Raw genomic sequence first — 17,043 nt, forward strand, 5'->3', positions numbered from 1 at the left:
TTCTAATCATCTTTGTTACAGTCTACCAAACTTAACATGACATTCCCAATATATATTTTCTATAGACTCGATAAAGAAAAACTATCAAGGCATAAATCCTATTTCTTGACAGAACTGCAACAAGCCAAATTTCTGGGGGATTCTATTTTTGACAATTATACCCTAATCATTAAAAAAAGCATAAAAAATAGTCCGAAACTTTTGTTTCAGACTACTTCTCATCTTAGAACGTTTGTTTTCTAGCTTTACGTTCTGCACGACCTTTAGCACGGTTAGCTGCACGGCGTTCGCGTTTACGTTTTTCATCAACTTTCCATTGAATTTTTTTCTTATAACCAGGTTTGATTTTTTTCTTTTTCTTCTTAACCAAACCAATCATTTCTGTATCTAGTTTTTGATATGATTTTTCACGGTTAGCGCGGCGATCACGATCATAGGTATCTTGGAATTCACCGTTTTTAAGCATTTTCGGCACAAATTTAATACCTAGTTTTTCAAGTTCACGAATATCTGAATCATCACTTGGTTGGTACAAAGTAATCGCAATACCATTCAAACCATTACGTCCTGTACGTCCAACACGGTGAACAAAGAATGACAAATCTTGCGGAATAGCATCATTAATAACATGGCTAACACCTTCAATATCAATTCCACGCGCTGCCAAATCTGTTGCTACGATATACTCGTAAGACAATTTTTTGATTTGGTTCATTATACGTTTACGTTCACGTGGCGGAATACCACCGTGGATTTTTGCCACTTTCAAACCATTTGATGCGAGGTAACTGTGCAATTCATCAGCACGTTCTTTAGTGTTAACAAAAATCATGGCAAGGTATGGGTTAAGGGCTTTTGTGATTTCTAAAATTTGTGCATTTTTATCACGTCCCTTAGTTGACACCAACCAGTTATCGATTGTATCGGCGATAACTGTTGTTGTTTTGATTTTTTCCATGACTGGATTTGTCAAATATTTCTTCAAGAATGGTTGAAGTTTTTGTGGGATAGTTGCTGAAAAGACCAAAATTTGAACATCTTTTGGCAATGTTCCAGCGATTTTATCAACCGTATCTAGGAATCCCATATCAAGCGTCATATCAGCTTCATCAACAACAAAGGTATGAGCTTTATAAATTTCTAAATCGCCTGATTTTACCAAATCATAGATACGACCTGGTGTACCAATAACGATGTGCGGTTGAGATGATTTTAGTTTTTCAATTTGGCGAAGTTTATCAGTTCCACCGACATAGTTTGCCACGCGGATTTCTGTTTCAGACTTATCAGCAATTTGTTTTGTAGCTTGATAAATTTGTGTCGCTAATTCACGGCTTGGCGCTGTGATAACTACTTGAACATTATCACTATTTTCATCTAATTTTTCAAAGATAGGTAACAAGAAAGTGTGTGTTTTCCCTGAACCTGTTTTAGATTCACCTACCAAATCACGACCTGAACGTACAACAGGAATCAATTTTTGTTGCACTTCTGTCGGATTTTTGAATTTAAGCTCTGCGAGTGCCTCACGGATGTAGGGCTTAAAATTAAAATCGTTAAAAGACATGTTTTACCTCAATTTCTTATCTCATCAAGATGAACTTGAAAATTTCTCTATATCTACTTATCGTTTAATCCCTAGTAAAAGTAACCAGGGGAATTTATTCATTCCCTTCCATTATATCATTAATAGGGGGATTAAAGCAAAGTACTATGCGCTTTAAATAAAAAACGAGTTGAGAAACCTCAACTCGCTGTTATTGATTAAAAGGCATAAAGTGCAATTAATGTGATGATACTTGCAATAGCACCAACGCTCCACAAGAAAGCATCAACTTTCCATTCAGACCATTTGTCTGATTTCCCTGACAAACCACCAAGCTCCAAATGATGATGGAATGGTGTCATACGGAAGATACGACGACCTTCACCATATTTTTTCTTAGTGTATTTGAAGTAAGATACTTGAAGCATGACTGAAGCTGTTTCAAAAACATACACAAATCCAATGATTAATAATGTCCATTCTTGACGAAGGGCAATTGAAATTGTTGCAAGCATGGCACCAAGAGATAAACTTCCCACATCACCCATAAAGACTTTAGCCGGTTTATGGTTGAAAACAAAGAAACCAAACAAAGCACCAATCATAGTAACAGCAATCAAAAGTACATCGTATTGTTTTTGAACAAAAGCAATAACACTGTAGGCTACTAAACTAATCGCGACTGAAATTGAAGCAAGACCATCAATACCATCAGTCAAGTTAACAGCATTTGAAAATCCGACAATCCAGAAAAGAACGAAAAGCACATAAAGAACGCCAAGGTGAATATCAATACCAAAAACGTTCAAATCATCAGTACCACTTGGACGAACATGAACAAAGTAGAAAATCAAACCAGCAATAATTTGCAAGCTCATTTTTTGCCATGGGGTCAACCCTTCGTTAACTTGTTTAAAGATTTTCAAGAAATCATCGAGAAATCCAATAACTCCATAAATCAAAACAACCAAAAGAATTCCTGCTATAGCTCCCATTGAAGCACCAGCTTGTCTTGCAATAAAGAAACTAAAGACAAGACTAACAAGAATGGCTACTGTTAGAAAGACTGTTCCACCCATTGTTGGTGTTCCAGCTTTAGCCAAATGTTGTTTGACATCCTCGTGCATTTGTTGTCCACCAATTTTTTTCAATTGGTAAATACGAATAAAATGCGGCATAGCAAATACTGTCAATACAAATGCAACAATACCTGCAATTAAACTTAAAAACATTTTAGTTTAGTCTCCTAGAGTAATTTTAATTTTTTTGACGTGGTCAATATCTTTTTCAGAATCGACACTTTGCTTAGTTACCTTAGAACCAGAACCTTTAAAAGTCACTTTGATTCCAGTCCACTTAGAAAATTTTTCAACATTTTCTTTCGTCCAACCATACATGTCAGGCATTGTTTTTAATTTTCCTGTCCAAAGAAGCACTTGTTCATTTTGTGAAAGGTTACTTCCGACTTTTTTAGATATTTTCTTAATTTTATTACCTGACCCAACAACAACTGGTTGAACAAGATTATTACGAAGTTCCTGAGCGGTATCACCAGGTGCTTTTCCGATATAATCTTTTAATTGATATTTTGTTTCTGTATCAGTACCAGTCACAGCTGTACTTGTCAAAGTATCTTTAATCATCATAGCACGTTCAAGTACTGGGTTTACAACATCTTTCCAGAAATTACGTTTGAAATTTGTTGTGGGTTGTTGAAGAGTGACGTACATGATGAAATCAGGATCATCTGATGGCACCATGGCAACAACTGAGTTGATGTAATCATTGTCACCTGTCAAATAGCCTCCACCTTGATCGGCAGGTGCCGCAATTTGGGCAGTACCTGATTTGACAGCGACTGAGTAATCACCAACTTGGATAACCGGTGCTCCTTCTGTGTTATCATACAAAGTACCAAATTGTGAATCTGTACCAACCGTTACCATGTAATCAAGTGTTTGATTAGCAGCATTTTCTGAGACAGGTTTACCAGAGACTTCAGCTGACGCTTTACGGGCTGTATTATTATTTGGATCGTAGATTTGACTAATAAATTGTGGTTCAAGCATGACACCTTTATTAGAAATCGCAGTAAAGGCACGCAACATTTGAACTTGCGTCACACCAATACCTTGTCCAAATGCACTCATAGCAATGGTTACTTCATTGTCTGATGGCAACAAACCGCTACCTTCATTAACCATTCCAAAACGTGTTGGGTAACCAAATTTAAACTTAGACAAATAGTTTAGCCATTTGTCATTACCCATTTTTTGTTCAAGACTTGTCATAGCAACGTTACTTGACCAAGCAAACCCTTGGGCATACGTCATATATTGAACAGAAGTGTTACCTTCGTTGACGTTCCAGTCATTGATTTTTGTATCAGCAACTGTAATACCGTTGATTGTTGAAATCACTTCATTTGGCGTAAAAATACCATCATCGATAGCTGAGGCAAGTGTCATTACTTTCATGGTTGACCCTGGTTCATAATAACTTTGATATAGAAGGGTATTCCATGTTTTTAGGTTATCTTCATTATAACCTTCCATTGTCTGTGCATTATAAGTTGGACGTTGTGTCGTTGCTAAGATTTCTCCTGTCTTAGCATTAACCACTGTCGCACTGGCATATTTACCTTGAGCATCATTTTGGAAAATATCCATTTGTGACTCAAGATAAGATTGTAATGGCTCAGAAAGTGTTGTATAAACATCTTTCCCATCAACAGCTCGTTTTACAGTTGTTTCAGTTCCTAATAATAAGTTACCATTTTTATCTTTTTGATAAGTGACTTTTCCGTCTGTCCCTGATAGAACATCATCTAAAGAAGCTTCTAAACCTGAGGTTCCGACAAGACTTGATGTTTTACCATCTTTATTTTCTTTTAATTGGGCAAGTCCTAAGAATTGCGAAGCAAAGACACCATTTGGATACATACGTCCAGGTGTTGATTCAAATCCAATTCCCTTAATTCCAGCGTCCTTCATAGCTGTTTCAATTTCTGATTTCTTACTGTATGATAAACCAGACCCTGAACTTCCAAATGACACTTGGAAAAGCCCACTTTGATTCAATTGTTTTAAGACTTCGTCTTTATCAATACCGATTTGGGCATTCAAAATCTCAGCAACTTTATCGTATTGAGATTTTTTAACATAGAGTTTTTCACCCGTTGTTGACACATAAGATTTCGAAATAATAGCATAAACACTATAAGTTGTCGAATCCTCAGCCAGTGCAACACCATTACGGTCATAAATCGTACCACGTTTGGCTTGAACCGTCACTGTTTGTTGGTAAACATCTGAGGCTTCTTTAGATAGATTATGACCAAACTTGGTATCTGTTCCCACAATAATCGCGAAATTGATAATAAACACAAAGAAAAGGAAGACTGCCAAAATCATCAGATTTTGACCAACACGCTCGCGATTCTTATCGGGTGTGCGTCTGTCCTTTACCACATAGTCTAAAAAACGATTCATTAATTTTTTCATAGACTACTCCACCTGTTTAATATTATCCTGTTGGCTTGTTAAACCAGCATTTTGTGCAATTTGCTCAACACGGTCACGACTTGACAGTTCGTTAACCTCTTGTTTAGCATTGTCGTAATTTGTCTGTACTTCAGTAATCTGACTATTTAAATCAGTGATTTGCTGTTGTACTTGAAGATTACGGCTTTGAAGGTAAATAATACTAATCGCCATGGTAATAGCCGTTAAAATAATTGAACCATAAAAAGCTTTTTCAATGCGTGAAAATTTTCGAATACGACGTTTAAGAGCCTTAGCAATGGCTTCATTACGGTGTTTTTCAGTCATTACTTACGAACCTTTCTAGCCACACGTAACTTGGCAGAATGTGAACGATTGTTGGCTTCTAATTCTTCTTGACTAGGCAAAATTGGTTTGCGATTGACTAAAGCAAGTTTTGGTTGCATGTCATCTGGAATAAATGGCAAACCTTTTGGAACCTCAACTGTTGATGCTTCTTTGAACAATTGTTTTGTCAAACGATCCTCAAGAGAATGGAAGGTAATCACAGAAATGCGACCATCCACTGCTAACAAATCAATAGCTTGTTGGATAGACTCATCAGCTGCCCCAAGCTCGTCATTAACTTCGATTCGAATAGCTTGGAAAATCTGCTTAGCAGGATGACCTTTCTTCTTAAGTTCTTTAGCAGGCTTAGCTGATTTAATAATTTCTGCTAATTCAGTTGTTGTTTCAATCGGTTTAACTTGTCTAGCCTGCTCAATTTTGCGAGCAATTTGCTTAGAAAACTTGTCCTCACCGTATTTGTAAAAAATGCGCACTAAATCATGGTAGTCGTATGTATTTACCACATCGTAAGCTGTCAAATCTTGCTCACGATTCATACGCATATCTAACGGAGCGTCTTTCTTGTATGAAAAACCACGCTCACGTTCATCTAGTTGCGGACTTGACACTCCAAGGTCATATAAAATACCGTCAATCTCAGTTACTCCATGCATTGCTAAATTTGAAGCAAGATTTCGGAAGTTGTCCTTGATAAAAGTGACTTGTCCTTTTTCAATATAATCTTTTAGTCGAATTTGTGCATTATCAATAGCCGTCTGGTCTTGGTCAAAAGCATAAAGATGACCATTCGGGCCAAGCTTAGAGAGGAGATATTCACTGTGTCCTGCTCCTCCTAGCGTTGCATCTACATAGATTCCATCTGGCTTGATATCAAGCATATCAACGGTTTCATGTAGAAGTACTGTAATATGATGAAAGTCTTTTGTCATACCTTTCATTATAACACAAATAGAAAGATTCTTCCTTAAAAGATAGGGAGAAATAGAAAAACCAAGTATCCCATAATTGAGATACTTGGTAATTATTTGAATTTATATAGACTATCAGCCACTTGAAAATAGCCTTATTAGAAAATCAGCTTATTCTCTAACTTGTCCTCTACCATTAATATAAAATTTTGTACTAGTTAAAGCTTCCAAGCCCATTGGGCCACGCGCATGCATTTTTTGTGTTGAAATCCCAATTTCAGCACCTAGACCAAAGACAAATCCATCCGTAAAACGTGTTGACGCATTAACGTAAACTGCCGCTGCATCCACTTCATCTTGGAAACGCTCAGCATGTTCCAAATCTTTTGTCACAATAGCTTCAGAGTGGTGTGTTGTATAATGATTTACCCAGTCAATAGCCTCATCAAGCGAATCAACAACCTTAACAGACATGACGTAATCTAAAAACTCAGTTGCGTAATCATCTACCGTTGCAGCTACTGCATTTTTGAAAATGGCTAGTGCTCTCTCATCAGCTCGGAACTCAACCGCATGAACCTTATTAATCGCTTCTTCTAATTGTGGTAAGAAAATTCCTGCGACATCTTTATGCACTAGCAAACTTTCTGCTGCATTACAAACACTTGGACGTTGTGTTTTAGCATTGATTACAATCTTAGTTGCCATATCAAGATCTGCTGAATCATCAACATAAATGTGAACATTTCCGACACCTGTTTCAATAACAGGAACTTTAGATTTTTCCTTAACTGTTTGAATCAAGCGAGCACCACCGCGTGGAATCAAAACATCAACATAATCGACAGCTTGCATCAACTCTTCAGCAACAGCGTGGCTAGTATCTTCGACTAATTGAACCACATTTTGGTCAATTCCTTCCTCAGCTAGAGCTTTTCTGATAACTGTTACAAGAGCAGTATTTGAATGAATGGCATCACGACCACCACGTAAAATAATGGCATTACTTGTTTTGAAAGCAAGGCTAAAAGCATCGACAGAGACATTTGGACGACTTTCAAAAATCATAGCAATGACACCTAATGGCACACGTTTTTGAACAATTTTTAAGCCATCTAGATTCGTATAGCCACGAACAACTTGTCCAATTGGGTCTTGAAGATCAGCTACTTGACGAACACCTTCGACAATACCTTCAATGCGGCCAGCATCTAGGCGCAAGCGATCCACCATAACTGGTGAAATGCCATTTTCTTGCGCTTTTGCCACATCACGTGCATTTTCTTGCAAGATAAAATCTGTTTCAGCAAGCAAAGCGTCCGCTACTTGAGCCAAGATTTTATTTTTCTCTGCTGTCCCAAGCTTTACCAAACTTTGAGAAGCTGTTTTTGCATTTTTACCTAGTTCATCAATATAGCTCATTTCAAGCCTCCTTTATTACTTAGACTGTGAAAACCATGTTCCGATATTAGCACCTTCAAGAGCACGTAAAATATCACGTGGATTTGCACCATTCATTAAAATCATCTGACTGTTATTATCAAAAATCATTTGAGCACTCTTAATCTTGCTAAGCATGCCACCAGTACCAAATTTACTACCGGCACCGCCAGCTGACTTAATAATTTCATCAGTAATTTCAGTAACATGTTCACGAAGTTTAGCATCTTCATAAACATTTGGATTCTTATCATAAAGACCATCAATATCTGATAACATGATTAGCAAATCTGCTTTTGTCACTTTAGCAACGATGGCAGAAAGTCGGTCATTATCACCAAATTTTGTTGCGTGATCCATTTCATCAACGCTGATAGCATCATTTTCATTAACGATTGGAACAATTCCCATTGAAAGAAGAGTTTCAAAAGCGTTGGTGAAGTTTGTCAAACTTTCTGGATATTCGATAACATCACGTGTAATCAAAAGCTGACTGACTTCTGTTTGATAATGTGAAAAGATTTGTGAGTAGAGGCTCATCATAGCAACCTGTCCAACACTTGACACCGCCTGTTGACGTGCAATCTCAGTTGGACGTTTGTCCATATTCAAGACATTAAGACCAAATCCCATGGCACCAGATGATACCAAAACAACTTCTTTTCCTTTATTCATTAAGCTAGAAATAACAAAGGCTAGCTGATCAATTTTTTCAAGGTTAATTTTGCCATTTGGCATGACAAGAGAACTTGTCCCAATTTTTATAACAATTCGTTGTACTGATTCAAAATTTCGTTTCATACGCTTATTATACACTAAAAAAACAGTCCTAGGAACTGTTTTTATAAGGTTTTATCTAACTATTTAGTCAGTTTTAATTCTCATCCTAATTTCAGGAGATTTTAGAAATTAGTGTGAGATTTTCTTCCAAAAATTGTGGCTAATCAGCACTTGACTGATAATTGCTAAAATGATTAAAACAATTGCCACGGTCATATTAATAAGTTGTACCTGATGAATTGCATTACCAAGAATCACTAAGCCTAGTGCAAGTCCTCCACCAAGAAGATAAGCTAACATCATAATAGCGAAGGCAAGCCACTGACCAGAATTGCGATTAAAGAGTTGTGTCACATCTTGCCAAAGCAGATTGAGATGCTTATAGTCACGCCAATACATGACTTGTCCTTGAATAGCAATCATAGCGCACAATCCCAGCAAGAAGGCTAACATCAGTGGCAAACTTAGGTGTAAAAGCCATAACCCAACAACCAAATAAACACAAGCAGGAACTAAGGCTTGAAGAAAAGCCAAAACGATGAATTTCTGAATAAGGAAACCTTTAAAATTAAGCGGCAAAGTTCTCAAAAAATTATAATTCTCTTTTTCAAGTGAAATCCCAACACCTAATAAAGTCGTTGGCATAGCACAAGTTGTTCCCAAAATAGCTCCAACCAACAAAGCTATTCCAAAATACTGGTTAGATACCTTAGCTAAAGAAAATCCATTGACCAGCATTGGGGTTAAGAAAATCACCACATAAATCAAAGGCATTAAATAAGTCTGACTGAGTAAGGTTGCGTTTTGAAGTGTCGACGTATGATGACGAATCATCATATTTGTCAACGAAGGAATTTTACCTGAATGAGATTTTGGCTGCTTGTTAGCCTTAACTTCTTTAGGTCTAGTATACAAAGTACTTTGGTAATAATTTGGCATCGCCCATTTAACCAGACCAATCACTAGGCCGCAAAGAACAAGTACAGGTAAATAAAAATTCAAAACTGTCGCCAAGCTAAAGGGGGCTTTAACAAGATCATAAAAACCTCTAAAATAAGGAATAACTGGGCAATCAGTAATTGCTGTAACATCACCCATATTTCTACTGTTGATGACATTCATATAAAGAATGGCCCCTACTGCACCAATCGTAGAAAGTGACATCAAAACTGTTGAAATCAATTTTCGATGGTGACTACGAGCAATTAAGCTACCAACAAAACTATTGACATAAAGTGACAGCACTGTTGACGTTAGAAAAAGAATGCCAAATCCAATCAAAGTTGCAATAATGGCAACTAAAAGGCCTGCCATTTGCCAATAAGCTATGAAAAAGAGTGATAATATGGGCATCAAAAAAGTTAGTCCCATTCCAAAACTTGAGATTACTTTTGCTAAATAAAGTTCACTTGATTTTATTGGTAAATGTGCATAAAGCTTAACATCATCACTTTCATAAAAAATGCTATACATGGCGGTAAATGCATTTAAAGTTGCCATGATAAAAAAGATAGCAGTATAAAAAGTGAAGTAACCTGGATAGTAGTTAAAATCTAGGTTGACATACATAAAAATGTAAATCACCGCAAAGAAAAGACTCAAGAAAATTTGCTGACGAATCACACTCTTGTACATTGAAAAATTTTTCTTTGGGTTCTTTTCTTGCTTACGTTTAACTGCAGTTACAGTTTGTGAATTTGAATATAGAATATTAATCTTAACGAGTTCCCAAACAGTTGACCAGTTCATACGCTCACCCCTCTTCTACCTTGCGCCCCGCAAGTTCTAGGTAAATAGTTTCCAAATCTTTGTTAGGGTGATTAGCTTTTAGTTCTTCTAAAGAACCAACAAAAATTAATTTACCTTCTTTTAAGATACCAATACGATCACACAATTGTTCCGCAACTGCTAAAACGTGTGTTGAGAACAAAACTGTATTGCCACCACGAGCGTGTTCTTTCATCATTTCTTTCAAATCAAAAGAAGCTTGAGGATCAAGACCAGTCAATGGTTCATCCAAAATCCAGATATCAGGATTCGAAATCAAAGCTCCAATTAAAATCACTTTTTGACGCATCCCATGTGAGAAGCTTTCTATCAAGTCATCGACATGTTCTGCAATATCAAATAAGTGCGACAAACGATCAATTCGTTCAGAAGCTTCCGCATCAGCAACACCATAGATTTTAGCCAAAAAATGCCAGTATTCGCTAGCTGTCAAATTCAAGAACAAATCAGGTGAGTCTGGGACGTAACCAATACGTTTTTTGATTTCATCACGATGTTTAGAAAGTGCCAAATCATCCACGTAAACTTCACCGTATGTCGCATCAATAATTGACGTCAAGATACTAATAGTTGTTGTTTTCCCAGCACCATTATGACCAATTAAACCAAAAATTTCCCCATTTTCAATACTCACGTTTAGGTCACTAAGTGCTTCCTTATCCCCATATAATTTTGAAACATGTTCAAAACGAATCATTTTTTCTTTCCCCCTAATCTCCTCAAAGTGACTTTATCCACTTAGAGACTTCTTTTTTTTCGTAATAATCTCTTGCCCACTGTTGAGTTAATTTTTTTAATTCCTTAACACCACGCGGCAAAATTAAATCGTTATGAGCGCTGTAGAGATTTAGTTTGCGATTTAAATGCAAAGCACATAAACCAGCATCTCTACTCTTGATAACTTCATTAGACGCTGATAGTAAAATCTTTGATAGTTCTATATCTTGTCTGACAATCATATCTTCATAAGCGACTTTAATAGCTGAATATAACTTACTACATTTTTCTTCCATTAAATCTCACCTTCCCCCAAGATTATTTGTACTATCATAATAACACAAATAAGGTTTTACAATATATTACCTTTTCTTACTTTATTTGTCAACTAATTATAAAAAGCCCTTGCTAAAGCAAGGACTTCTATCTATAAATAATCAAAGATTACAATGATTCGTAAAGGTTAACAGCGTTGTCAACTGTGAATCCATATTCTTCAAAGATTTTAGCACCTGGTGCTGAAGCTCCCCAAGTATCGATTGTAAGAGTTTTACCTTGGAGACCAACATATTTGCCCCAACCAAAGCTTGAACCAGCTTCAATTGCCAAACGTTTTGTAACGTTAGATGGAAGGATGCTTTCTTTATAAGCAGCATCTTGTTCATCAAAGATGTTTTGAGCTGGCATTGAAACCACTCGAACATGAACACCTTTAGCTTCCAAAGCAGCTTGAGTATCAAGAGCCAATTTCACTTCAGAACCTGTAGCGATAAGGATACCATCAAGATCACCTTTAGCTTCTGAAATAATGTAAGCACCTTTGTTCAATCCTTCTTCTGCCAATTCTTTTGTTCCTTCAAGAACAGGAAGATTTTGACGAGTTAGGATAAGCATTGTTGGACGATCAGTTTCAGCAAGAGCACGTTTCCATGCAGCATTTGTTTCGTTACCATCTGCTGGACGAATAACATTAAGGTTAGGCATAGAACGAACGCTAGCTAATTGTTCAACTGGTTCGTGAGTTGGACCATCTTCACCAACAGCGATTGAATCGTGTGTCATAACATAAACTGTTGGTAATTGTTGAAGAGCAGCCATACGAACAGCAGGAAGAAGGTAGTTTGAGAATACGAAGAATGTACCACCGTAAACGCGAGTACCACCATGAAGAGCAATACCATTCATTGCTGCTGCCATAGCAAATTCACGTACACCAAACCAAATGTTACGACCAAGGTAGTTATCTGGTTGGAAGTCAGATTCTACTTTGACCATTGTATTATTTGATGCAGAAAGGTCAGCTGAACCACCCCAGAATGATGGAACTTGTGCTGAAATTTGTTGGATAGCTTGTTGACTTGATGAACGGCTAGCAAGACTTGTTCCAAGTTCGAAGTCTTCAAGTTTTACATCAACTGGTTTGTTAGCAAATGCTGCTTTGTATTCAGCAGCCAATTCTGGATAAGCAGCTTCATATTCACGGAATTTAGTTTCCCATGCATTTTGAGCAGCTTCACCGCGGAATTTGATACCAACTTCGAAGCGTTTAGCCACTTCTTCAGGTACTGTAAATTCTGGATATTCCCAACCGTAAGATTTTTTAGCGTAGGCAATACCATCAACACCAAGAGGAGCACCGTGGACTGCAGATGTTCCTTGTTTTTCAGCACCGAAACCGATGATTGTTTTGACTTCGATGATAGATGGTTTTTCAGTTTCAGCTTTTGCTTCTTCAATTGCTTTTGCAATAGCTTCAAGATCGTTACCATCTTTAACCAAAATATGTTGCCAACCGTAAGCTTCAAATTTACCTTTAATATCTTCTGTGAAAGCTTTTGATGTCGGACCATCGAGTGAGATGTCGTTTGAATCGTAAAGAAGAACCAATTTACCAAGTTTAAGATGTCCAGCAAGACTTGCTGCTTCTTGGCTGACACCTTCCATCAAACAACCATCACCATGCAAAGCATATGTGTAGTGGTCAACAATATCAAAACCTGGTTTGTTAAATTTAGCTGCCAAGTGAGCTTCTGCCATTGCCATACCAACAGCGTTAGCAATCCCTTGTCCAAGAGGTCCAGTAGTTGCTTCAACACCATCTGTGTGGTTTACTTCTGGGTGACCTGGTGTTTTTGAAGCCCATTGACGGAAATTCTTCAAATCATCAATGCTTACATCATAGCCTGATAAGTGAAGAAGGCTGTATAAAAGGGCAGAACCGTGACCCGCAGATAATACAAAACGATCTCGGTTAGACCAAGAACGGCTTGTCTTCGGATTAACATTCATTACATGATTCCAAAGAACATAAGCCATAGGTGCAGCTCCCATTGGAAGGCCTGGGTGACCTGAATTAGCAGCCTGAATGGCATCAATTGAGAGCGTACGGACAGTATTGACTGCCAACTGATCAATAGCATCAAATGTCATGAGTGAAACCTTTCTGTTTTTAAGGACTTAAAGTATTATTGTTCGGATTCTATTATAACATAAAATACTTGACTTTTTAAATTAAATTATTATTTGGATTTTTGTAAACATTTTCTAAAAAAGCTCAACCATAATGGCTGAGCTGTAAATATTCTTACGAATTTGGGTCGTCAAGGCTTCTGCCATGCAAACCACGTTCACGTTGCAATTGACGAAGTTTTTCTGGTGTCACATCATTTCCATCTTCATCGACAATCTTAATACCTGCAATGTGGTGAAGAAGTGAATGACGGTAACCTTCAATATACTCTTTGCGAAGTTTAGCTTGTTCGACTTTTTCTGGACCAGTCAAACCAACTGTTTTTTTCTTACGCGCAAGTTCATTAATACGTTGAATCTTTTTTTCATTCATGAGTAAGACTCACCTAACATACAAAACAACTGTTTCGTACGCTATTCCTTTCTATAATTTACCAAAACCTCTAAAATTCAGAAGTCCGATATAAGTCAGAAATCTACTCAAAGAGTAGATTTCTTAAGCTTATTTGGTATTCAATTTGTTAAATGCTGCTACGCTGCTAGCTTTTGCTGTCAATTCAGCAAGGATAGCCAAACGATTGTTTTTAACAGCTTCATTATCTACCATTACCATAGTATTGTCAAAGAATTTGTCGATAACTGAGCTCAATGCAAACAATTGAGCCAATTTATCGCTAGCATTACCTGACAAGTTCAATTCTGATGCAGCTTGTGCCAATGCTTTTTCTTCATCATTTTCAAACAAGCTTGCATCTACAGCCACATCAGCTGCTGCTTTTTCAGCAAGATTGAAGACACGTGAAAGACTTTCAACTGCTGCTTTATAACCTTCTGCTTTGCTTGCTTCAACAAGAGCATCAGCTGCTTCGAGCATTTCAGCAACAACAAAGTTTGAACCAGCAAGAACAGCTTCTTTAATGTCTTTAGAAACTGATTTGTTCATCATTTTTTCAACACGTGCACGAATGAAGTCCATCACTTCTGCTTTGTGTTCGTATGTTAAGCTATCAAATTCCAAAGCGTAAAGGTTGTCAACCAATTCATCCATTGGAATTTTCAAACCAAAGGCATCCATGATACGAACCACACCAGCTGTCGCACGACGAAGAGCGTATGGGTCGTTTGAACCTGATGGAATCAAGCCAACTGAGAAGAATGATAGGATTGTATCCAATTTATCAGCAAGTGCCAAAAGTGCACCAACTTTAGTTTCTGGAAGGTCACCATCAGCTGAGTTTGGAAGATAGTGTTCGCGAATAGCTGTTGCTACTGCGGCATCTTCACCAGCAAGAAGGGCATATTTTTCACCCATGATACCTTGCAATTCGTCAAATTCACCAACCATACCTGTTAATAGGTCGAATTTGTAGATTTCAGCAGCGCGTGCAAGTGCTTTGCTTTCTTCTGCAGAAGCACCAGCTTTTTCAGCAAGGTAAGCAGCAATGACTTTGCTACGGTTCATGTGTTCAGAAAGTGAACCGATTTTTTCGTGGAATGTAACGTTATCAAGTTTTGCAACAAGATCAGCGATTTTAAGTTTTTGGTCTTCACGCCAGAAGAATTCACCATCTTCCAAACGAGCCACAAGCACTTTTTCGTTACCTTTGATAACATTTTCGATGTGTTCAGCGTTACCGTTACGAACTGAAATGAAGTTTGGCATCAATTTACCATCTTGATCGCGGACAACAAAGTAACGTTGGTGGTTTTTCATTGATGTCACAAGAACTTCTTCTGGAACTTCAAGATATTTAGTATCGAAGCTTCCCATAAAGGCAGTTGGGTATTCAACCAAGTTAAGAACTTCATTAAGCAATTCATCGTCAATTTCGACTTGAACATTTTGTGCTTTTTCAATATCTTTGATTTGGTTAACAATCATGTCTTGACGTTCTTTAGCATCAGCGATAACAAAGACTTTGCGCAAATCTTCTTCATATGAATCAGCGTTAGCGATTTCTGTTTCGTGACCAAGGAAACGGTGACCACGACTCACACGACCTGAATGAATATCCAAGAAATCAAGGTCTAAAGCTTCGTCGTCAAGAAGAACTGTCAATGTGTGAACAGGACGGATGTATTCAAATGTATTATTTGCCCAATGCATGTTTACTGGGAAAGTCATTGCTGATAAGATTTCTGGAATGTCAACAAGTACTTCTTTAGCAGCTTTTCCTGCCTCGTGTTTTGTAACATAGACATATTCTTCGCCTTTAACTTCACGGAATTCAATGTCATCAGTTGTCAAACCTTTACCACGAACAAAACCTTGTGCAGCTTTTGTAAAGTTGCCATCAGCGTCCAAGGCGATTTTCTTAGAAGGACCTTTAAAGTCTTCTATCAAATCAGTTTGTGCATCAGCAAGACCAATCACACGTACAGCCAAACGACGTGGAGTTGAGAAAGTTTGAATGCTTTCAAATGCCAAACGTTTTTCTTTCAAAAATGCTGCCATGCGGTCGCCAAGTTGTTTTTCACTTGGAGTAACCACGTAAGCTGGTAATTCTTCTAAACCAAGTTCTACAAGTAAATTTTTAGCCATTATTCAGCATCCTCCTTCAAAAGTTTTTCACGTGTTGCTTCATCAAGCAATGGGTAACCAAGACGTTTACGTTCAGCCACAAATGTTTTAGCAACGACACGAGCCAAGTTACGGATACGAGCGATGTAACCTGCACGTTCTGTTACAGAAACAGCACCACGCGCATCAAGCAAGTTAAATGTGTGTGAACATTTCAAAACGTAGTCATACGCTGGGTGAACCAAGTTTTCTTCCAAGCAACGTTTTGCTTCTGTTTCAAATTTTTCAAAGTTTTCAAGAAGCATGTCTTGGTTAGAAATTTCAAATGAGTATTTTGAGTGTTCAAATTCTGGTTGAAGGAAGATTTCACCGTATTTTACACCTGGAGCCCATTCGATATCATAAACTGAATCCACTTCTTGGATGTATGATGCCAAACGTTCAAGACCGTAAGTAACTTCTGAAGTTACAGGACCAGTTTGCAAACCACCAACTTGTTGGAAGTAAGTAAATTGAGTGATTTCCATACCGTCAAGCCAAACTTCCCATCCAAGACCAGCTGAACCAGTTGATGGGTTTTCCCAGTTATCTTCAACGAAACGAATATCGTGTTCCAAAGTGTTGATTCCCAAACGTTCCAATGACTCAAGGTAAAGTTCTTGAATGTTTGATGGAGATGGTTTCATAACCACTTGGAATTGGTGGTGTTGGTAAAGACGGTTAGGGTTTTCACCGTAACGACCATCTGCAGGACGACGTGATGGTTCTACATAAGCTGCATTCCATGGTTCTGGACCGATGGCACGAAGGAATGTGTAAGGGCTCATTGTACCAGCACCTTTTTCATTATCGTAAGCTTGCATTAACATACAACCTTGGTCGTTCCAAAATTGTTGCAAAGTCAAAATAATTTCTTGGAAAGTCAATTTTTTAGACATACATCTACTCCTTGTTTTAGTAACTTAATTTGCGAAGCACCTACGGTGAATAAGCGTTTTTCCATAATAAAAGAACCGCCAAAAC

At 37.6% G+C, this 17,043-nt stretch carries 14 protein-coding genes; all 14 read right to left on the minus strand.

The features are described from left to right. Positions 1 to 223: 223 nt before the first annotated feature. Positions 224 to 1,567, minus strand: coding sequence for a DEAD/DEAH box helicase (locus tag B4D49_RS06695; RefSeq protein WP_199544819.1), 1,344 nt, complete (start codon positions 1,565 to 1,567; stop codon positions 224 to 226). A gap of 197 nt (positions 1,568 to 1,764) precedes the next feature. Then, positions 1,765 to 2,778 carry a phospho-N-acetylmuramoyl-pentapeptide-transferase gene (gene mraY / locus B4D49_RS06700; protein ID WP_286783603.1) on the minus strand — a complete coding sequence of 338 codons (1,014 nt, stop codon included), beginning with the start codon at positions 2,776 to 2,778 and terminating at the stop codon, positions 1,765 to 1,767. A gap of 6 nt (positions 2,779 to 2,784) precedes the next feature. Beyond that, positions 2,785 to 5,049 (minus strand): penicillin-binding protein PBP2X, encoded by a 2,265-nt coding sequence (gene pbp2X / locus B4D49_RS06705; protein ID WP_286783604.1) that lies wholly within the window; start codon positions 5,047 to 5,049, stop codon positions 2,785 to 2,787. Between the two features lie 3 nt (positions 5,050 to 5,052). Beyond that, positions 5,053 to 5,376: a cell division protein FtsL gene (gene ftsL / locus B4D49_RS06710; RefSeq protein WP_286783605.1), complete on the minus strand. Its 324-nt coding sequence runs from the start codon at positions 5,374 to 5,376 to the stop codon at positions 5,053 to 5,055. After that, the gene (gene rsmH, locus B4D49_RS06715) at positions 5,376 to 6,326 is read right to left on the minus strand and encodes a 16S rRNA (cytosine(1402)-N(4))-methyltransferase RsmH (protein WP_024344632.1); all 951 of its coding nucleotides are present in this window, start codon (positions 6,324 to 6,326) and stop codon (positions 5,376 to 5,378) included. Before rsmH ends, ftsL begins: the two co-directional genes overlap by 1 nt. A 150-nt stretch (positions 6,327 to 6,476) precedes the next feature. After that, positions 6,477 to 7,727: a glutamate-5-semialdehyde dehydrogenase gene (locus B4D49_RS06720; RefSeq protein ID WP_132869336.1), complete on the minus strand. Its 1,251-nt coding sequence runs from the start codon at positions 7,725 to 7,727 to the stop codon at positions 6,477 to 6,479. 15 nt (positions 7,728 to 7,742) lie between these two features. After that, positions 7,743 to 8,546, minus strand: a complete 804-nt coding sequence (gene proB / locus B4D49_RS06725; protein WP_132869335.1) for a glutamate 5-kinase — start codon at positions 8,544 to 8,546, stop codon at positions 7,743 to 7,745. 108 nt (positions 8,547 to 8,654) lie between these two features. Continuing rightward, positions 8,655 to 10,274, minus strand: a complete 1,620-nt coding sequence (locus B4D49_RS06730; protein WP_132869334.1) for an ABC transporter permease — start codon at positions 10,272 to 10,274, stop codon at positions 8,655 to 8,657. 4 nt (positions 10,275 to 10,278) lie between these two features. Further along, complete coding sequence (locus B4D49_RS06735; RefSeq protein ID WP_074482655.1) at positions 10,279 to 11,010, minus strand: ABC transporter ATP-binding protein; 732 nt, start codon at positions 11,008 to 11,010, stop codon at positions 10,279 to 10,281. Positions 11,011 to 11,032: 22 nt separating this feature from the next. After that, positions 11,033 to 11,326, minus strand: coding sequence for a bacteriocin immunity protein (locus tag B4D49_RS06740; protein WP_074482654.1), 294 nt, complete (start codon positions 11,324 to 11,326; stop codon positions 11,033 to 11,035). Positions 11,327 to 11,474: 148 nt separating this feature from the next. After that, positions 11,475 to 13,460, minus strand: coding sequence for a transketolase (gene tkt, locus B4D49_RS06745; RefSeq protein ID WP_132869266.1), 1,986 nt, complete (start codon positions 13,458 to 13,460; stop codon positions 11,475 to 11,477). Between the two features lie 154 nt (positions 13,461 to 13,614). Continuing rightward, the gene (locus tag B4D49_RS06750) at positions 13,615 to 13,872 is read right to left on the minus strand and encodes a DUF896 family protein (protein WP_039695920.1); all 258 of its coding nucleotides are present in this window, start codon (positions 13,870 to 13,872) and stop codon (positions 13,615 to 13,617) included. Positions 13,873 to 14,001: 129 nt separating this feature from the next. Then, positions 14,002 to 16,041, minus strand: coding sequence for a glycine--tRNA ligase subunit beta (glyS, locus tag B4D49_RS06755; protein ID WP_286783606.1), 2,040 nt, complete (start codon positions 16,039 to 16,041; stop codon positions 14,002 to 14,004). Beyond that, a complete protein-coding gene (gene glyQ / locus B4D49_RS06760; protein ID WP_006531137.1) occupies positions 16,041 to 16,958 on the minus strand; it encodes a glycine--tRNA ligase subunit alpha in 918 nt (305 codons plus the stop codon). The genes glyS and glyQ overlap by 1 nt, the downstream gene beginning before the upstream one ends. Positions 16,959 to 17,043 lie beyond the last annotated feature (85 nt).

Source organism: Streptococcus sp. UBA4344 (assembly GCF_002393675.1).
GTDB classification, from domain to species: Bacteria; Bacillota; Bacilli; order Lactobacillales; family Streptococcaceae; genus Streptococcus; species Streptococcus vicugnae.

Bases quoted from the DNA above. Each gene is read 5' to 3' on its own strand.
- B4D49_RS06695 (WP_199544819.1), bottom strand. From the start codon at position 1,567: ATGTCTTTTAACGATTTTAATTTTAAGCCCTACATCCGTGAGGCACTC.
- mraY (WP_286783603.1), bottom strand. From the start codon at position 2,778: ATGTTTTTAAGTTTAATTGCAGGTATTGTTGCATTTGTATTGACAGTA.
- pbp2X (WP_286783604.1), bottom strand. From the start codon at position 5,049: ATGAAAAAATTAATGAATCGTTTTTTAGACTATGTGGTAAAGGACAGA.
- ftsL (WP_286783605.1), bottom strand. From the start codon at position 5,376: ATGACTGAAAAACACCGTAATGAAGCCATTGCTAAGGCTCTTAAACGT.
- rsmH (WP_024344632.1), bottom strand. From the start codon at position 6,326: ATGACAAAAGACTTTCATCATATTACAGTACTTCTACATGAAACCGTT.
- B4D49_RS06720 (WP_132869336.1), bottom strand. From the start codon at position 7,727: ATGAGCTATATTGATGAACTAGGTAAAAATGCAAAAACAGCTTCTCAA.
- proB (WP_132869335.1), bottom strand. From the start codon at position 8,546: ATGAAACGAAATTTTGAATCAGTACAACGAATTGTTATAAAAATTGGG.
- B4D49_RS06730 (WP_132869334.1), bottom strand. From the start codon at position 10,274: ATGAACTGGTCAACTGTTTGGGAACTCGTTAAGATTAATATTCTATAT.
- B4D49_RS06735 (WP_074482655.1), bottom strand. From the start codon at position 11,010: ATGATTCGTTTTGAACATGTTTCAAAATTATATGGGGATAAGGAAGCA.
- B4D49_RS06740 (WP_074482654.1), bottom strand. From the start codon at position 11,326: ATGGAAGAAAAATGTAGTAAGTTATATTCAGCTATTAAAGTCGCTTAT.
- tkt (WP_132869266.1), bottom strand. From the start codon at position 13,460: ATGACATTTGATGCTATTGATCAGTTGGCAGTCAATACTGTCCGTACG.
- B4D49_RS06750 (WP_039695920.1), bottom strand. From the start codon at position 13,872: ATGAATGAAAAAAAGATTCAACGTATTAATGAACTTGCGCGTAAGAAA.
- glyS (WP_286783606.1), bottom strand. From the start codon at position 16,041: ATGGCTAAAAATTTACTTGTAGAACTTGGTTTAGAAGAATTACCAGCT.
- glyQ (WP_006531137.1), bottom strand. From the start codon at position 16,958: ATGTCTAAAAAATTGACTTTCCAAGAAATTATTTTGACTTTGCAACAA.